Annotated in this window: 14 protein-coding genes; 9 read left to right on the top strand and 5 right to left on the bottom strand. The window is 69.7% G+C overall.

Annotated elements, in window-relative coordinates:
- Nucleotides 1-15: 15 nt before the first annotated feature.
- The 4 genes from OV090_RS41515 to OV090_RS41500 form a co-directional block, all read right to left on the bottom strand.
- Nucleotides 16-1,362: an NAD(P)/FAD-dependent oxidoreductase gene (locus OV090_RS41515; RefSeq protein ID WP_276604817.1), complete on the bottom strand. Its 1,347-nt coding sequence runs from the start codon at nt 1,360-1,362 to the stop codon at nt 16-18.
- A gap of 88 nt (nt 1,363-1,450) precedes the next feature.
- On the bottom strand, nt 1,451-1,705 hold the full coding sequence (locus OV090_RS41510; protein WP_267710418.1) for an acyl carrier protein: 255 nt from the start codon (nt 1,703-1,705) through the stop codon (nt 1,451-1,453).
- Nucleotides 1,702-3,213, bottom strand: coding sequence for an amino acid adenylation domain-containing protein (locus tag OV090_RS41505; protein WP_267712124.1), 1,512 nt, complete (start codon nt 3,211-3,213; stop codon nt 1,702-1,704). Before OV090_RS41505 ends, OV090_RS41510 begins: the two co-directional genes overlap by 4 nt.
- A gap of 2 nt (nt 3,214-3,215) precedes the next feature.
- On the bottom strand, nt 3,216-4,358 hold the full coding sequence (locus OV090_RS41500) for an acyl-CoA dehydrogenase family protein (protein WP_267710417.1): 1,143 nt from the start codon (nt 4,356-4,358) through the stop codon (nt 3,216-3,218).
- 259 nt (nt 4,359-4,617) lie between these two features.
- Between OV090_RS41500 and OV090_RS41495 the strand changes: the two genes are divergently transcribed.
- Entirely contained in the window at nt 4,618-5,265 is a 648-nt protein-coding gene (locus OV090_RS41495; RefSeq protein ID WP_267710416.1) for a class I SAM-dependent methyltransferase, read from the top strand.
- An 857-nt stretch (nt 5,266-6,122) separates the two neighbouring features.
- Here OV090_RS41495 and OV090_RS41490 read toward each other — a convergent pair.
- Nucleotides 6,123-7,622, bottom strand: a complete 1,500-nt coding sequence (locus OV090_RS41490) for a hypothetical protein (RefSeq protein WP_267710415.1) — start codon at nt 7,620-7,622, stop codon at nt 6,123-6,125.
- Between OV090_RS41490 and OV090_RS41485 the strand changes: the two genes are divergently transcribed.
- The 8 genes from OV090_RS41485 to OV090_RS41450 all read left to right on the top strand — a co-directional run bounded on the left by OV090_RS41485 (nt 7,590) and on the right by OV090_RS41450 (nt 16,875).
- Nucleotides 7,590-8,324, top strand: coding sequence for a hypothetical protein (locus tag OV090_RS41485; RefSeq protein WP_267710414.1), 735 nt, complete (start codon nt 7,590-7,592; stop codon nt 8,322-8,324). The genes OV090_RS41490 and OV090_RS41485 overlap by 33 nt on opposite strands.
- Before the next feature lie 628 nt (nt 8,325-8,952).
- Nucleotides 8,953-10,284 (top strand): AMP-binding protein, encoded by a 1,332-nt coding sequence (locus OV090_RS41480; RefSeq protein ID WP_267710413.1) that lies wholly within the window; start codon nt 8,953-8,955, stop codon nt 10,282-10,284.
- Nucleotides 10,285-10,303: 19 nt separating this feature from the next.
- Entirely contained in the window at nt 10,304-11,062 is a 759-nt protein-coding gene (locus OV090_RS41475; protein WP_267710412.1) for an amidohydrolase family protein, read from the top strand.
- A gap of 18 nt (nt 11,063-11,080) precedes the next feature.
- Nucleotides 11,081-12,295 (top strand): AMP-binding protein, encoded by a 1,215-nt coding sequence (locus OV090_RS41470; RefSeq protein WP_267710411.1) that lies wholly within the window; start codon nt 11,081-11,083, stop codon nt 12,293-12,295.
- A gap of 24 nt (nt 12,296-12,319) precedes the next feature.
- Nucleotides 12,320-13,573, top strand: coding sequence for a 3-dehydroquinate synthase II (locus tag OV090_RS41465; RefSeq protein WP_267710410.1), 1,254 nt, complete (start codon nt 12,320-12,322; stop codon nt 13,571-13,573).
- Nucleotides 13,574-13,584: 11 nt separating this feature from the next.
- On the top strand, nt 13,585-14,427 hold the full coding sequence (locus OV090_RS41460; protein WP_267710409.1) for an aldolase: 843 nt from the start codon (nt 13,585-13,587) through the stop codon (nt 14,425-14,427).
- Nucleotides 14,427-15,716, top strand: a complete 1,290-nt coding sequence (locus tag OV090_RS41455; protein WP_267712123.1) for an aspartate kinase — start codon at nt 14,427-14,429, stop codon at nt 15,714-15,716. The genes OV090_RS41460 and OV090_RS41455 overlap by 1 nt, the downstream gene beginning before the upstream one ends.
- 226 nt (nt 15,717-15,942) lie before the next feature.
- Complete coding sequence (locus OV090_RS41450; RefSeq protein WP_267710408.1) at nt 15,943-16,875, top strand: hypothetical protein; 933 nt, start codon at nt 15,943-15,945, stop codon at nt 16,873-16,875.
- Nucleotides 16,876-17,261 lie beyond the last annotated feature (386 nt).

The raw sequence follows: 17,261 nt of genomic DNA, 5'->3' as shown, positions 1-17,261 counted from the left end.
AGTCCCCGCGCCGGCTCAGAACGCCTCGGAGAACGTCGATGACGTCAGCGAGCCGAGGTACTTGTGCCAGATGTGCTGATCGTTGCGCTCGACCTCGCGGACGATCCGCCGCATCTCGGCCAGCACGGCCGGCTCGTCCTCGTCGTACATGTCGCCCTGCAGCAGCTTGAGCACGTCGATGCGGTGCCGCGGGTCCTGCACGAACGCGGTGAACAGCACGTTGAGGCGGTAGTAGAGGTTGATGAAGTTGTACCAGTTGCGGGTGCCGCGGCGCATCAGCGTCTCGAAGGTGCGGAACCGTTCGTGGCGGAAGTCGCCGTGCTCGGCGGCGGCGAGGATGTCGTGCGAGATCAGGCGGCCGCTGTTGAGGGCGATGCTGACGCCGCTCGAGAAGATCGGGTCGACGAAGCGCGCGGCGTCGCCGACGAGGGCGAAGCCGTCGCCGCAGATCTCCCGCATCGCGTAGCTGTAGTCGCCCTCGTCCTTGAGCGGCGTGACCTGCTGGGCCGCGCGCAGGCCCTCGTACAGCTCGGGGCGGCTCTGCAGGCACTCCCAGAAGAACTGCTCGCGGTCCTGCCGGCTCTTGGCGAAGTTCGACTTCTGCGTGACGACGCCGATGCTGGTGACTGTCTCGGTGATCGGGATCTGCCACACCCAGGTGTTGGTCAGCGGCAGGAAGTGGATGAAGATGTACTCGGGCTGGCCGCGGCCGTGGGACAGGCGGGTGCGGTCGTAGCCCTCGAACCAGGCGTGCAGCGCGTATTGGTTGAAGACCGGATCGACCACCTTGAGCTTCAGCTGGTTGCCGAGCAGGGTGTGGCGGCCGCTGGCGTCGATCACCATGCGCACGCGGGTGCGGATGTCCTGCTGGCCGAGCTTGAAGTGGACCGTGGGCTGGGTCGGGTCGGACAGGTCGACGCCGCGCACGCGCACGCCCTCGTAGACCTCGGCGCCGAGCTGGTGCGCGTGCTGCAGCAGCATCAGGTCGAACTTGGCCCGGTCGACGTGGAAGGTGTGATTACGGTCGACGCCGGCCTGCTCGCGCTCGTCGAAGCGGATGTCGACGTGACAATCGGCCGACAGGCCCTCGAACTGCATGGCGTAGACCGGCGCGCGGTCGGCCGACGTCCAGGCCGCGCCGTACTTCTTGGGGAAGCCGGCCTTCTCGAGCGTTTCGAGGAAGCCGATCTCCTTGAACACCCGCGTCGCCGCCGGCACCAGGCTCTCGCCCACGTGCGGCCGCGGGAACAGCTCGCGCTCGAAGACGACGCACTTGAGGCCCGCGCGCGACAAGTACGAGGCGGTGGCCGACCCGGCCGGCCCGCCGCCGATGATCCCGATATCAAAATCCACGTTCGACATTGACGATTCGCTCCACTGCAGACAAAAAGAATCTCCGGCCCCGCCGCGATTGCGGCGGTGCGACTGCGGCGACCAGGCGAGGCCCGGGTCAGCCCTTCAGCGAGGCCACCAATGCGGTCAGCGCGCGCAGGTCCTTGAAGTGCTCGGCGGTCACCGATTCGAGCGGCACGACCACGCCGAATTGCTCGCGCACGAACCCGAGGAGCCGCGCGATCTCCAATGAATTGATGACGCCCCACTCGAGCAGCGGCGTGTCGGCGTCGAGGCCGATGTCCTTGCCGTCGAGGATCTCGCGGGCGACGTACTGTTTGAGGGCTTGTTCGATAGCGTCGGACGTGCTCATGGCTGCTCTTTGGGTGGAGGAGACGAGGCCGCCGCGAGCCGCGCCAGCGCGAGGCGGTCGACCTTGCCGTTGCCGGTCCGCGGCAAGGCGGCGATCGGCGTGAAATCATCGAGGATCATGTATCGGGGCAGTCGCTCGGCGCAGTGGCGCTTGAGGCCGAGCAGCGTCAGCTCGGCCGGCGGGGCGACGACGACGAAGGCGTGCAGCCGGGCGTCGATGCCGACGCCGCGCACCGCGACCGCGACCTCGCGGATGTCGGGGTGCTGCAGCAGGGCGGCCTCGATGTCGCCGAGCTCGACGCGGTGGCCGCGGATCTTCACCATGTGATCGCGGCGGCCGACGTACGTGTATTCGCCGTCGTCGTCGGCGCGGACGATGTCGCCGGTGGCGTACGGCCCGCGCTGGGGCGGCTGCCCCCAATAGCCGAGCATCACCGTCGGGCCGGCGACCAGGAGCTCGCCCTCCTCGCCCGGGCCGGCGCGCTCGCCGTCGGTGCGGACTGCCCACACCTCGTCGCCCGAGCAGGCGCGGCCGATCGGGACCGGCGCGCTGCGATCGTCGGCCAGAGTCGTGACCTCGTAGAAGGTGCAGACATTGGTCTCGGTCGGGCCGTAGAGGTTGAACAGGCGCGCGTCGGGGAAGCCGCGCCGCAGTCGCCGCAGCGGCTTGACCGGGAACGGCTCGCCGGCGAACAGGATCGTCCGCAGCGTCGGCGCGGCGGCGGCATCGAGGGCCCCCTCTTCCATCATCAGCGCGAGCGCCGACGGCACCGAATACCACACGCTGATCCGGTGACTCTGGATGAATTCGACCAGTCGCCGCGGGGCGTACGAGAGGCCCTCGGGCACCAGCGCGACCGCGCCGCCGGCGAGGAAGGCGACGTAGAGGTCGAGCACCGAGAGGTCGAAGTGGAACGGGGCGTGATTGGCGAATCGATCGCAGGCAGCGGCGGCGATCGCCCCGGTCGCCCATTCGACGAAGGCGAGGGCGTTGCGGTGGCTGATGCACACGCCCTTGGGGCGGCCGGTCGAGCCGGACGTATAGAGGATGTAGGCCAGGTCGTCCGGCCCGCGAGTCGGCGGCGGCAGCGAATCGGCGGACTCGCGCAGCACCTCGTCCCAGTCGGTGTCGACGTGCAGCACCGCGAGCTCGGGCGGCGCGCCGGCGGCGGCCAGCGCGGCCCGGCGGGCCTCGGTGGTCACGACGCAGCGCATCTCGCAATCGGTGAGGATGCCGGCGATGCGCGGCGCGGGGCTCAGCGGGTCGAGCGGGACATAGACCGCGCCGAGGCGCAGGCAGGCCTGCATCGCGGCGACCCCGCGACCGCCCTTCTCGAGCCACAGGCCGACGCGGTCGCCGGCGGTCACGCCGCGGCGCCCCAGCGCGCGGGCCAGGCGATTGGCGAGGGCGTCGAGCTCGCCGTAGGTCAGTGTGCCGTCCGGGCCGATCACTGCACTCGAGGTCGCGTCGCGGCGGGCCGATTGGATCACGAGGTCGGCGAGCAGCATCGTCACAGCCCCATTTCACGCGCGATCAGGTCGCGCTGGATCTCCGACGTGCCCGAGAACAGGGTCGCCGGGATGCTGTCGCGCAGCATGTGTTCGACGTTGTAATCGGCGGCGAAGCCGATCCCGCCGTGGATCTGGATGGCGTCGAGGCTCGACAGGCGGGCCGCCTCGCTGATCGCCAGCTTCGCCATGGAGACCTCGGCGACGGCCGGCTCGCCGCGGTCGCGCAGCCAGCAGGCGCGATAGAGAAGGAGGCGGGCCGACTCGAGCCGCAGCTTCATCTCGGCCAGGCGGTGCGCGACTGCCTGGTGCTTGCCGATCGGCTTGCCGCCCTGTCGGCGGGTGCGCGCGTACTCGACGGCCTGAGCGAGCTGGCGCTCGAGCATGCCGACGTAGCCGGCGAACAGGCACGAGCGCTCCCATTGCATGGAGGCCTGGAAGACCGCGCCGCCCTGGCCCTCGCGGCCGAGCCGGCGGGCGGCGGGGACGCGGCAGCCTTCGAGGTAGAGCGAGCAGGCGGGTGAGCTCTTGAGGCCCATCTTCGCCAGCGGCTCGCCGAGGCGCAGCCCGGGCGTGTCGCGCGCGACGACGAATGCGGTGATGCCGAGGTAGCCGTGCTTGCGGTTCATCGTCGCGTAGACGACGAATTCGTCGGCGACCGGGCCGTTGCTGACGTAGCTCTTCGCTCCGTCGAGTACGTAGAATTCCCCGTCGCGGCGCGCCTCGGTGCGCAGGGCGAACGCGTCGGAGCCGGCCTCGCCCTCGGTGATGGCGTTGGCGCCGATCGCCGCGCCGCGCGCCAGCGCGGGCAGCAGCGCCGCCTTCAGCGCCTCGTCGCCATATTCGACGATCGGCATCGCCGCCGCGAACAGGTGGGCCGCCGCGGAGAAGACCAGGCCGGTGTCCTCGCAGCCGCGCCCGAATGCCTCGACCACGCGGGCGGTGGTCAGCGCGTCCAGTCCGAGCCCGCCGTACGCCTCGGGGACGCACAGCCCCATCAGCCCGAACTCGGCGCAAATGTCCCAATGGGTGCGGTCAAAAGCGTGATCGGCCCAGACGCGGCTGGCGCCGGCGAAGTGCCGCTGCGCGAGCTCCAGCGCCCGGCGATACAGCTCGTCTTGCGAATCCGACCATTGAAAGTCCATACAGCATCCAGTGTTTATTTGCGCGCTGGCGCGTGCCACGCGGTAATGGTGTGCGCGGCGGGGGTGGAATATACACAGGCAAGAACCACCAGCAAGGCCTTAATTCGCGCGATGCGACGCAACATCGTGGGGCTTTAAAACGACATGCTCGCATCGCCGATCGTGCGCTTGACTTGGTTGAATGCCACTGATAACCACACCGCCGATGGAGGTACATTTGGAACACGCGATCGATTCGGACGTCGCCGAGACTCTCGATATGGCCACGGAGGCCGGACAGGCGGCGTACACCCGCTCGTTCCTGCCGCGCTACGACTTTTTGGTCCTGAACCTCAACAACAACCTGTTGTGGCGCTGCCCGACGGCGCGCATGGTGGAGCACTACGACGCGCACGTCAGCGACCGTCATCTGGACGCGGGCGTCGGGTCGGGGTACTTCCTCGATCATTGCCGTTTCCCCGGGGTGTCCCCCCATATCGCGCTGGTCGACCTCAACCCCAACACCCTGGTGTTCGTGCGTGAGCGGATCCGCCGTTACAGCGACGTCACCCTGTATCGCCGCAACATCCTCAAGCCGCTGCGGATCCCCGAGAAATTCGACTCGATCGGCATCAGCTACCTCCTGCACTGCCTGCCGGGCCTCATCGAGGACAAGGCGGTCACCGTGTTCGAGAACCTGAAGGGGTGCCTGAACCCCGGCGGGGTGGTGTTCGGCTCGACGCTGCTCTACGACCTGAGCATGAAGCACTTCTTCGCGCGGCTGGCCCTCGACGTGTATCAACGCTCCGGCGCGATGTCGAATCGCTGGGACACGCTCGCCGGCCTCGAAACCGCCCTGAAGCGCAGCTTCTCCCGCTACGAGCTCCACACCGTCGGCTGCACCGCGTTCTTCTCCGGACGCGTGTGAGCCGAGAGTGCCGCGATTCACCGCGGCGCGCCGCTCGGCGCGCTGCGGTGATTCTCGAGAGAATCGTGACAGTGCGCCCGGGCTACCAGCCCGGTCGAATGTCCAGACGATCGTCCGCAGTCGGCGTTTGCTGTCACGATGAATCGGGCATGGCGTCTGCGAATGCGCGCGGCGGCCGCCCGACTATCGCGACTGGCACGATCGCGGCGGGCGCGGCGAGCCGGCACGGTCGCACCGTCGGCGGGTCCCCCGTTTCGTCGGTTCGGGCGACCACGACGCGGGGCGGGCCCCCCGGGGCATCGTGCGGGGGGCCAGTCCCCGATCGGAGGGGCGGAGAATGATTCGAGGGTGAGGGATGCACGTCGGCTCTCGGCGGTGACGACCGTCGACGCGCAATGGTGTGTCGGCGCGGGGCCGCGTGGCGCGGGCCGCCCGGTTGCGCTCTTTGGGTCTTCCCCGGGCTAGTGACCGCCGAGCCAGGAACAATTGCGGGCGTGATTCTTTTTCGTGGCGATTGAACGGCGGCGACGCCGCGATATCCGTTGCCGGCGGGGTGATTCATTCGCCGGGGACGATCCACCCCCAGCGAATCGCACGCGACGGTCTCTTTAATTTAAAGAGATGTCGAATGGAACAGGTCGAATCCGGGCGAGAGCGCGCCGCGTGAGGGTGGTTGCGGCCGCCGACCACCCATGAATCGCGGACAGGGGACCTCCGGGACGCGCCGACGGATCTCACCGGATTGATGGGCCCTCCTCGGTGCGGTCCAGGAACCGCTGCTCGATCTCGCCGCCGAGGTCGTGGGCGGGGCGCGCGGCCCTGCGAGCCCGGGGCCGCCGGTGGCTCCGTCGACTGCTTCACTCGGGTCGCTCGAGCGGCGCGGGGTACGACCAGCGCGGAGCCTCGCCCGTGAGCTCGTGCCACGCGGAGTCGATGACGTTGCCGTCGACGAACCAGCCGTCGACCAGCAAGCGCGAGCCCGCGTAGCTGGCGTCGGTCCAGACCGAGCTGCGGACGAGGAGGCGCTCGAGGTCGGCGCCGGTCGGGCGACGGGCGACGATCAGTCGTCGGGGCCAGCGAGATGTCTCGAGCACGCCCCAGGGCGCGGCGCTCTCGGGCGAGCGCTCGGCGAGCTCGCCTTCGAAGCGGCGCTGCATCAAGGCCACTAGCCATCGCGGACCGCCGCGTGCGTCCGCGAGCTCGAGCGCGACGAGGGCGTGATGCGAGCGCTCGCCCTCGCTGCTCTCCTGGATGTCCCACGCGAGCAGCCATACGGGTCGCGTCGCGTCGGCGTGCGCCAGCGCCCGGGTCGCCGCGTCGAGGGGCTCGCGGGCCCAGCGCGGCATGGGCCCGGGGTCCCGGTCGAGGAGCGGCCGCACGAGGCGTGGCGGGCCTTGCGGCTCGCCTGGAGGCCCCGCGCGGGGCGGAGCGAGCACGGCGGGCCAGCGCGCAGCGAGCCACTCGGACGCGTCGCGCAGCCCGAGCGCGGGCTGTGCGTCGCGGGGCTGCAAGGTCGACGGGTCGAGACGCGCGGCAGCGGGACCGTCGCCGGTGAGCCAGAGCGTGTCCCCGAGGACGTGGAACGAGAGCGGCGGAGCGGCGTCGACGAACACGGCCCCGCCCGGCGCGCCCGTGGAGCCGTCGAAGGTCGACATGAGCCATGCCTGGCCGGGTCGCCGGGCGGCGAGCCCGACGAACGAGCGGCGCGGATCGTGATGCACGCGAGCGACGAAGTCCGCGACGTCCACCGCTCCCACCACGCGATGCTCGCGCAGATCGAGCAGGAGCAGCCGCTGCTCGCGCGGGGGGCGTCCGACGAAGACCAGCGGGCGGTCGGGCAGGACCTCGCTCGTGCGCTCATGACCCGCGAGCGACCAGCCGTCGAGGTCGACGAACCAGGCCGGCGCGCCGTCGTCCGTGACCCCGAGGACATGTTTTGGAAGCCAGACGACGTCGACGTCGCGGTGGCGATCGCAGGCGATCGGGACGCGGGGTTCCGGGTGGAGGAGCGTCAGCGAGGGGACCGGACGGTCGAGCGCGACGCGCAGCAGACCGTCCGTGCCGGCAGCGTACAGGTGATCGCCCACCAGGCACGGGGGCGCGTCGACGACGGTGTCGAGGGTGATCAGGGGCGTGAGATCGACGCCGCGACGCGCGACCCAGCGAGCGCCGGCGAGATCGGGGTCGTCGGGCGGCTCGGCAGGGTCGAATTCCAGGTGGGTCACGGTGGTCGCCCCGAATTGGGGCCAGTCGGAGCGCCGCTCGGTCCACGCGTTCGTGACGCTCTCCGTGACCGCTCCGGTCGCGGCCGCGCGAGCGACGACGTGCGTCGCCGCGTCGCCGGCGAGCGCATGCACGACCCGATCGTCGACGACGCCGGCGAACATCCGGAGGTGCTCGTGACCGACGCGGACCTCGGGGTGCGCGAGCCACCGCCGGGCGCCCGTCGCCAGCTGGCGTCCTGGATCTACCGCCCGCGCGCCACCGTGAGCGGCGGTCCCGGCGGCGACTCGCTCGCGTCTGGAGAGTCGAGGGGTCGCTGGATCTCCAACATCATGGCCGACCTCCCCGCCTTGTTGGGTGGCTTCGCGCGGGCCACCGAGCTCGAGGTGTCGGCGCGGTCGAAGGGGGAGGGCGCCCTCGTCTTGGAGGCGGACGAGCCCGGCATGCTCGAGCAGGCGCGAGACTTCATCCGCCAGAATGACGACGTGGTGGAGGTCTGTGTCACGTTGACCCTCGTATGCGCGGGGCTCGACTTGCGGCCCATCGAGATCGACCACGGCGCACTCCTGTGGATCGACATCGATCTCGACGAGAATGGCCGACTCGATCCGGCGACCGACGACCCGATCCGTCTCCGCCTGCAGCTGAATACCGACATCTACGCGCCCCTTTCGTGGGGCGACGTCCGCGACAACACGGCCCTCGCCACGCTCAACGCCGATCGCCTGGCCGGGGCGCTCGAGCGCATCGAGCGAGCCATCCCCGCCGAGCTGATCGAGATCGACGCGCCGGATTACCCCGGCCTGGTCGACGCCCGCGGTTTTCGCGGTCCCTGACCTGCTCGGGACCCTCCTCGGCGTCCGTGACCGACCGCCGAGGCGACCTGTTCATTCGCGGCGCCCGGCGCGGGTCTCAGCATCCGCGCGCTGGCCGTCCAGAGCTAGCCCGACTGGTCACGGAATGGGCGGCCCGGAGCCCGCTGTCCCGTCGCACGGCGCCAGGCCGATATGCCTCCAAGAACATGTCTCGAAGCACAGGTACGCTGCGTCAGCGCGGCAGGCCGCTCGACCTCGCGTTCGGGCCCGTGAGCAGGCGATGGAGCGGCAGCCGGGCGCATGCGCGCGCTCGTTGTCGAGGCCGTCGCGCCTGCGTCCGATCGTGGCGGAGCGGGCGCGGCGCGGCGCCTTCGGAAGGCACCGGCCTGAAGGTTGCGACATGTCCGTGGCCATCCGGACCTGGCGCGAGCGACGGAGTCACGCGAGCGTGGTGACGAAGCCGGGGACTGCGGAGCCAGTCAGTGCCCCCTACGAATGTCTAGAGGCAAAGGTTCGTGGCGCGCCTTTGAGGGCGTGGCAGAACATTCCCGCCCGAGCGACGGCCAGCGGCTCCCGCCCGACCGCTCGCCAGGGCGGCCGGCTGGGCGTCGCCAGGACGCGCTAGCGAAGATGGAAAGGACTCAATCCATTGCACTCGTCGTTCTCCCACAACTTCCCCACGATCGAGGCCCCCGACGCCATCCACCGTCACCTGTCCGGATCCAAGGATGTGGACAGCCTGTCGGCCGACGAGATGGTGAGTTATCAGACCGAGTCGCTCACGGCGATCGTGCGGCGGGCCTACGACAAATCCCCTTTCTACCGCGCGAAGATGGAGCAGGCCGGGGTCGGGCCGCGCGAAGTGCAGCGCCTCGATGATCTCCGCAAGCTCCCGTTTTTGACGAAGGACGAGCTCCGCGGCAAGCCCTGGCAGCTCCTCGCGTGCGACAAGCGAGACATCTCGCTCGTCCAGGTCTCGACGGGAACGACCGGGGGCAAAGAGATCTATATGATGTACACGCGGCGCGACCATTTGCTCCCCGACCTCGCGCTCCGGTACTCGAAGCTGTTCGCCGTCGGCCCCGGCGATGTCTGCCTCAACGCGCTCCCCTACGAAATGAGCGCAGCGGGGCTCGCCTTCCACAAGACCTTCATGGACGGGCAGCACGCCACGGTTCTCCCGGTCGGCAAGGGTGGCGCCTACTCCACCCCCGCCAAGACCATCACCGTGATGGAGGACCTGCGCCCCAACGTGGTCGCGACGAGCCCCTCCTGGGCCATCGTCCTCGCCGAGGAGGCCGCGCAGCGGGGCTTCGACCCGAAGAGCCTGCACCTGAAGAAGATGTGGCTGACCGGCGAGGGCTGCTCGCCCGCCTTTCGCAAGCGGGTCGAGAACGCGTGGGGGACCACGGCGAACTTCTTCTACGGCTCCCTCGAGTGCGGGATGCTCGGGATCGAGTGCGACGTGCACGACGGCTATCATGTGCCGCAGGCGCACGCGATCGTCGAGTTCGTCGACCCCGTGACCGGGGCGCCCGTGCTCGCGGGTGAGATCGGCGAGATCGTGGTCACGGCGCTGCTCCGCTACGACAGCCCGCTCATTCGCTTCCGGACCGGGGACCTCGGGCTGCTGGAGGAAGCGCCCTGCACGTGCGGCACCATGCTGCCCCGATTCCGCATGCGGGGTCGCGCGGTCGATCAGGTCCGGGCCGAGGGGCGGTCGGTCTCGCCGCTCCATCTCGAAGATGCGCTGATGCAGATCTCCGAGGTCGGGAACTGGTTCGAGTTCGTCGTGCCCCGCTCGGGCGACGGCCGCGTCAAGATCCGCTGCGAGCTCGCCGAGGGCGTGCAGCCCTCTTCGTCGCTGATCGAGGCGATCGTCGCGAAGATGAGAGCGGCGACCGGCCTGTCGTTCGACCTCGAGCTGGAAGACCACATGCCTCGCCCCACCAGCAAGGCGACGCGGGTGGTGCACGCGTAGTCGGAGAGGGGGAGAGACGATGATCATCGATGGACACGCGCACCTGTCGCAGACCAGCTACGGCTCCCTGGAGAACTACGTCGCGGTGCTGAAGGAGAGCGGCATCGAGGGGGCGGTGGTTTCCCCCGGCGGCATGATCGATGTGCGATGGATGAACAACTTCGTCTCGGGGAACGGGAAGGCGAAGCCCGTAGCGAGGAACAACTACGTGGCCGCCGCCTGCCGCTCGCGCTCCCGGTTCTGGGGCATAGCGACGGTGAACCCCGAGAGCCCACGCGCCTGCGAGGAGCTGGAGGAGCATCTGGCGGCGGCGTTCCGGGGTCTCGTCGTGTCCCCGATCGTCCACAAGTTCTCGTTCGGTGACCGGTGCATGGACGAGCTGGCCGCGCTCTGCGGCGACCGACAGGTCCCCGTCGTCTCGCACATCGGCTGGAGGCCAGGGGCGAACACCTCCGATTTCGTCGCGCTCGCCCGCCGACACCCGCGGACGAACTTCATCCTCGAGCACATGGGGGCTCCCCCCGCGGATGGCGAGGCGACCGGCGGCGCGGCCGAGCTCGACAACTTCTTCGTGGACACCTCGCTCGGGAGCTACCTCCACATCCGCGAGACGCTGAAGCGCGTCGGCGCGAGCAAGGTGATCTTCGGCTCCGAATACCCGCTCTCCCATCCAGGCGTGGAGCTGAAGAAGATCCTCTTCCTCCCGCTCCCGGAGCACGAGCGGGACAAGATCCTCGGCGGCAACATCCGCGCGCTGCTCCGCCTCGACACGGCGTGAGCGTGGGAGTGGACAGCCATGGCCGATTACCAGGAGCACCTCCCGGCGCTCGACCGCGTCCTCGCCCACGCGCGCGGCTCGGCGTTCTACGGCTCCCGCCTGCCGCGCACGTCGCTGCGGACGTGGAACGATTTCACCGCGCTCCCCCTCACCACCAGGGTGGATCTGCGCCGCCATTCGCCGCACGGGCTCATCTGCGTCCCCGGGCGCGAACTGCTGCAGTATCACGAATCATCCGCGACGACCGGCGAACCGGTCTCCGTGTGGTACAGCGCCCGCGACCTCGCGGAGATCCGCGGGGGCCTCGCGCGGTGGGGTGTGGGGCTCAGCGCGGGCGACCGGGTGCTCGTCCGCTTCCCCTACGCGCTCTCCACCATCGGACACTGCATCCACGCGGCGGCGCAGCACCGCGGCGCGTGCGTGATCCCTGCCGACAGCCGGACCACCATTACCCCGCTGTCGCGCGTGCTCGAGTTGATGCGAAAGCTCGAGGTGACGGTCCTCGCCACCATCTCGCTGACGGCGGTGATGATCGCCGAGGCCGCCGAGATGGCCGGCCTCGACCCCCGGCGAGACTTCCCGCGTCTCCGCGCGATCTGCTGCGCGGGCGAGCCGCTGTCACCCCACCGCCGCGAGCTCGTGGGGAGCCTCTTCGGCGTCCCGGTCTACGACAATTACGGGATGACCGAGACCGGGCCGCTGGCGATGGACTGCGCCGAGCGCAGGCTGCATCCCTGGCTGGATCAGGTCGTCATGGAGGTCCTCGACGATCGCCTGGAACGCGAGGTCGCGGCCGGCGAGATCGGTCATCTGGTCGTCACTTCCCTCACCCCGAGGGCCGTGCCGATGATCCGCTATCTCACCGGCGATCGGGTGCGGCGCAGCGAAGCGCCGTGCCCCTGCGGCCGAGGAGATGTGCTCGAAGTCCGCGGCCGCGCGGAGGATGTCCTGTCGATCCAGGGGAGAGTCTTCGACCTCTGGGAGCTCGACGCGATCGTCTCCAGGCTGCCGAGCCGGCGCTTCTGGACCGTGTCACCGTTGCCGGACGGGCTGCGCTTCGTGGTGGAGCGGGAGCGAGACGAGGATCACGTCGAGCCCGCTCTCCTCGCGGCGCTGACGCGGGACCACGGCGCGGCGGTGCAGGTCGAGCTGGCCCCCAAGGGGGCGCTCTATGATCGGAGAGAACCAGTCTCGTTCGGAATGATGAGCAAGCCCGTCTATGTGACGGCGTGAGCACGAGTGGAAAGGAGATCGAACATGAACACGTCCCCGATGAACACCTCGGCCGGCGCCGAGCCCGTCGACATGGAGAAGCGCCAGCGGATCCGACTCGATCGTATCGAGGGCGAGCGCAACCGGGTCGAGGCACCCGACGCGCTCGTCGTCTGGTTCGACACCGCCGAGATCTCTAGCCCGGCCGATCGAGACGGCATGCTCGAGCGGCTCTTCGGCCTCGCCTACACCGGCGTCGTCCTCTATCCGAGCAACTTGAGCGCGCTCGCGCCCGCCATCCCGGCGCGCATGCTCAAGATCTACCACGCCGACGCCGTGGAGGACCTCGCGCGGCTCGCGTCCCTGCCGCACTGCGGCAAGGACGTCGTGGTGGCCAGCCCGGCCCTCGACCTGCTCGAGAGGGCCAGGGAGATGGGCCATTCGACCTGCTATCGCGCCTACGTCGATGATGGGGCGAGCCTGCGCGGCACTGTCCGGGAGGGCCACCGCCACGACTACCTGATGGTCCGCTTCCGGGACCCCACCAACATCCCGCTCGAGCTGGTGATCGCCACTCTGCAGGCGACGCAGACCGTGCTGATCAAGGAGATCGACTCCCCGACCGACGTGGACGACGCCATCGTCACCCTCGGCGTCATGGAGGTCGGCGCCGACGGCGTCATGTTCTCGCCGCGCTCGCACGCGGTGCTCGGCGAATTCGTCGACCGCCTCGGGCGGCTCGACCGCTCGGTCGTGAAGCTCGAGGTCGCGTCCATCGTACGCACGGCGTCGATCGGCATGGGCACACGGAGCTGCATCGACACGACCACGCTCTTCACGCCCACCGAGGGCATCCTCGTCGGGTCGACCTCGCAGGGCGCGATCCTCTGCTGTCCCGAGGTCTTCTTCCTGCCGTACATGGAGCTGCGGCCCTTCCGCGTGAACGCCGGCGCCGTGCACAGCTACGTCTACAACTTCGGTGACCGCACGGACTACATGAGCGAGCTGCGCGCGGGCTCTCCCGTGATGCTCGTCGATCGCAGCGGCGCGACGCGGCGCGCCACCGTCGGCCGGATGAAGATCGAGATCCGGCCCCTGCGCCTCATCGAGGCCGAGTTCGCGTCGGGCGAGCGCGTCAACGTGATCATGCAGGACGACTGGCACGTCCGCATCTTCTCGGACGATGCACGTCCGCTCAACATCACCCAGCTCGTGCCGGGCGACAAGATCCTCGGCCACCTCGCGGCGCCCGGGCGCCATGTGGGGATCAAGGTCGACGAGCACATCACCGAGGTGTGAGGGGGTCAGTCATGGATGGAGTCGCCAAAAAAATTCGTTGGTCGCGCTTCCTCGAGCCACGCTCGGGGCGCGGCATCATCGTGCCTATCGATCACGGGCTCACGATCGGCCCGATCGACGGGCTCGACAGCATGACCCGGATCGCGCGCTGGATCGGCCATCCCGGGATCACCGGCATCGTCGCCCACAAGGGGATGGTGGAGCGGCTCGGGAGCCGCAACCTCCTGCGGCGCGTGGGCGTGATGGTCCAACTCAATGGCATGACGTCCCTGGCTCCGGAGCCGGATCGCAAGGAGAGGCTGACCTCGATCGAGACAGCTTTGCGCCTCGGCGCCGACGCCGTCTCGCTCCAGATCAACTTCGATGGCAAGAACGACGCACACAACCTCACCCAGCTAGGCGCGGTGGTCGACGAGGCGCAGCGCCTCGGACTGCCCGTCTTGACCATGCTCTACGACAAGGTGCCTTGCGACGGAGAGGGCGCGCGCGCGCGGCGGCTCCGTCACCTGATGCGGGCCTGCGTCGAGCTCGGGACCGACGCGCTCAAGCTGGCCGCGCCCACGGACATCGCGCAACTCCCGTCGCTGCTCGACGGGATCCGCGAGCACACGAGCATCTTCTTCGCGGGCGGCGAGGTCTGCTCGGAGGGGCAGCTCCTCGAGCTGGCGACGCAGGTCGTCGCGTACGGCGCCGCCGGGCTCTGCGTCGGGCGCAATGTGTTCCAGCGGGCCGCCGCGACGGACACGCTCACGCGGCTGCAAGAGGTGGTGTGGGGGGGGAAGGGCGAGCGGGCCGCGCACCACAAGCCCTCCCCGATCGACACGCGGGCCCCCGAGATGCCGAGGTTCGGCTGATGAAGGTTGCTCCACCAGACGGGGACGCGCCCGCCGTCGCGGCGCGCCCCCTGATCGTCAAGAAGTTCGGCGGCACGTCGGTGGCCACCGTCGAGCGGATCCGCAATGTCGCGCGGATCGCCCTGGCGAGCCGGCGCACGGGGCACGACGTCGTGGTGGTGGTCAGCGCGATGAGCGGCGAGACAGATCGCCTGGTGGCGCTCGCGCAGGCGATCCTCCCGCTCCCCGACGGCCGCGAGCAAGATGTGGTCGTCGCCACGGGCGAGCAGGTGACGGTCGCGCTCACGGCGCTGGCCATTCAGGCCGAGGGCGGCGAGGCTTGCTCGTTCGTCGCGCACCAGCTCCCCCTGCTCACCGACAGCACGTTCACGCGGGCCCGCATCCAACGCGTCGAACGCGGCCCGATCCTCGACGCGCTCGCCCGCGGACGGATCGCGGTCGTCGCGGGGTTCCAGGGCGTGGACGAGGCTCGGAACATCACCACGCTGGGACGCGGCGGCTCGGACACCACGGCGGTCGCCATCGCCGCGGCTCTCGACGCGGATGTCTGCGAGATTTATACCGACATCGACGGCGTCTACACGGCGGATCCACGGGTCTGCCCCGACGGTCAAAAGCTCTCGGCAGTGTCCTACGAGGACATGCTGGAGCTCGCGTCGCTCGGCGCCAAGGTCCTTCAGGTGCGAAGCGTGGAGGTGGCCATGAAACACAAAGTTCCCGTGCACGTGCGGAGCTCGTTCACCGACGTGGAGGGCACGCGGATCGTCGACCGGCAGCAGGTGATCGAGGCCCGGGCGCTCACGGGGCTGGCGTGTGCGCCGTGTCAGGCGAGGGTCGAGCTCGTCGGCTTGAAGCACGACCCCGAGTTCGTCGTGCAACTGACCCACCTGCTCGCCGAGCGGAACGTCTGCGTGGACATGTTCCGCCACACGAGGAGGGCGCCGGAGGACGCGCTCGCGGACATCTCCTTCGCGCTCCCGGAGGAGGAGCTGCCCCGAAGCCGGCATTGTCTGGAGCAGCTCGTCTCGAGCCTCGGCGCGGGCATGCTCCGGATCTCGAGCGGTCTCGCCAAGGTGTCGCTGGTGGGCATCGGTATTCACTCGGATCCAGGGATCGCCGCGCGCCTCTGCAGGAGCCTCGCGCAGCAGGACATCACCGTGCTGGACTTCGTGATGCACGAGCTGCGCATCAGTTGCCTGCTGCGCGGGAGCGACGCGAGACGGGCTGTCTGCGCGCTGCACGAAGCGTTCGAGTTTCCCGCGCGCCCGTCTCCGTCGCTTCAGGTGTGATTCAGGACGCCGCCGCGCTCGGCGAGCAGGAGTCGTTCGTCGCGCCCGTCGGCACCGGCCTCGGAAGCTTCGCCGATGCTGCAGCGCCTGCGCGCCGCCGATTGGCCTGCCCGCCGCTCGTCGGCGTGTCGCGGCGAGGCACCTGCTCGAGGGCTCGCGCACCCAGCCGGTGATTTCCGCTGTCCAGAGCGCGGCGTTCGTGCTCTCCTGCGCGAGGAGGTGACTCATGAAGAGGTTCCTGTTTGCCACGGTCCTGGCGAGCGCCTGTGCGGATACCGGCAATCCGCTGACCGACACGATGGCCGGCCCCACCGGCGTCGGCCCGACGGGGCCCGGCTCGGGGCAGACCGACGCCGACGAGTCGAGCTCCGGTGACAGCTCGAGCAGCAGCGGCGGCGCGCTGACGACCACGACCGGCCCGACCAGCAGCAGCGGCGGCGGCGACTTGACGACGACGATGGACGTCGACAGCTCGAGCTCGGGCGCGCCGATGTGCCTGCCGGCGACCACGCCGTGCACCGAGGGCGGCGAGTGCTGCGAGGGCCTCGAGTGCGGGACGACGAGCCTCGGGCAGGTGTGCTGCGGCAACGAGGGGATCGGCTGCAACACGCCGAACGGCGAGGACTGCTGCGGCGCGCTGCTGTGCATCGCCGGGGTGTGCGGCTACGACGTCGACGCCGCCTGCGAGCCGCCGTGCACCGCCCCGCCGGCGCTGCTGATCGAGAAGCAGCGGCTGGCGACGATCGGCGGGTCGTTCCTCGGCATCTGCGGCGACGCCAATCACACCTACGGCTTCCACGTGCCGGCCGCCAATCTGCCGGCCGACGATTATTCGCTGGAGGGCGCGGCCAACGAGCCGGTGTGCGAGTGGCACGCGGCGGCGATCGACATCGGCATGGACTGGCCGGCCTCGCGCGACTGGCTCAAGTGGCTGATCGCCGGGATCGCCAGCGACGAGATCAAGGGGATCGCCGAGGTGATCGGTTCGTACGACGGCGTCAATGTCCGCTACTGGTCGGACTCGTCCGGGTGGAGCACCGACGGCAAGCCGTATCAGGGCAGCGGCCACGACACGTGGACGCACGTGTCCGTGTATCGCTCGACCACGCTCGAGGACCACGGCATCCTCGCCGGCTGGACCGCCAACGGCGGGCCGTGAGAGGCCCACGCCGAGGGGATTTCCTCGCGGCCGGTCGGCGCCGGAGCGGCGCCCGCGGCGAACGGGCGATGGGGCGCGGCTCGGCTTTGATGTGAGCAAGGAAATCGATGCAGTCGGGCCGTCGCGCTGCGCGCGGCGGTCTTCGATGCGTGGCGAAGAAATGTGACGCTGCCGGCCGCAAGGGAAAATACTTGCGTTTGCAACGATGGTCGGCGCTGGCGAGGGCGGCGGTTTTTGCGCTGAGGGGCCGGAGTGTCGACATGAAGTGGGTGCGAGTGGCGAGCGGGGCGGCCTCTGCCGAGGCGCGTCCCCGTCGGCGGCCGCGGATGCGAAAAGCGGTCGATACTTTCGCGGATCGCGACTCGTCGGACTTGCCGGCCTCGCGT

The sequence above is a fragment of the Nannocystis sp. RBIL2 genome (genome assembly GCF_026626745.1).
Lineage (GTDB): Bacteria > Myxococcota_A > Polyangia > Nannocystales > Nannocystaceae > Nannocystis.
Note: the sequence above shows the minus strand (reverse complement) of the source record. Positions and strands in the feature narration are given on the sequence as shown.

Coding starts and splice junctions, on each gene's coding strand:
- OV090_RS41475 (WP_267710412.1), top strand. CDS start 10,304: ATGATCATCGATGGACACGCGCACCTGTCGCAGACCAGCTACGGCTCC.
- OV090_RS41510 (WP_267710418.1), bottom strand. CDS start 1,705: ATGAGCACGTCCGACGCTATCGAACAAGCCCTCAAACAGTACGTCGCC.
- OV090_RS41505 (WP_267712124.1), bottom strand. CDS start 3,213: ATGCTGCTCGCCGACCTCGTGATCCAATCGGCCCGCCGCGACGCGACC.
- OV090_RS41515 (WP_276604817.1), bottom strand. CDS start 1,362: ATGTCGAACGTGGATTTTGATATCGGGATCATCGGCGGCGGGCCGGCC.
- OV090_RS41500 (WP_267710417.1), bottom strand. CDS start 4,358: ATGGACTTTCAATGGTCGGATTCGCAAGACGAGCTGTATCGCCGGGCG.
- OV090_RS41470 (WP_267710411.1), top strand. CDS start 11,081: ATGGCCGATTACCAGGAGCACCTCCCGGCGCTCGACCGCGTCCTCGCC.
- OV090_RS41460 (WP_267710409.1), top strand. CDS start 13,585: ATGGATGGAGTCGCCAAAAAAATTCGTTGGTCGCGCTTCCTCGAGCCA.
- OV090_RS41495 (WP_267710416.1), top strand. CDS start 4,618: ATGGCCACGGAGGCCGGACAGGCGGCGTACACCCGCTCGTTCCTGCCG.
- OV090_RS41465 (WP_267710410.1), top strand. CDS start 12,320: ATGAACACGTCCCCGATGAACACCTCGGCCGGCGCCGAGCCCGTCGAC.
- OV090_RS41455 (WP_267712123.1), top strand. CDS start 14,427: ATGAAGGTTGCTCCACCAGACGGGGACGCGCCCGCCGTCGCGGCGCGC.
- OV090_RS41450 (WP_267710408.1), top strand. CDS start 15,943: ATGAAGAGGTTCCTGTTTGCCACGGTCCTGGCGAGCGCCTGTGCGGAT.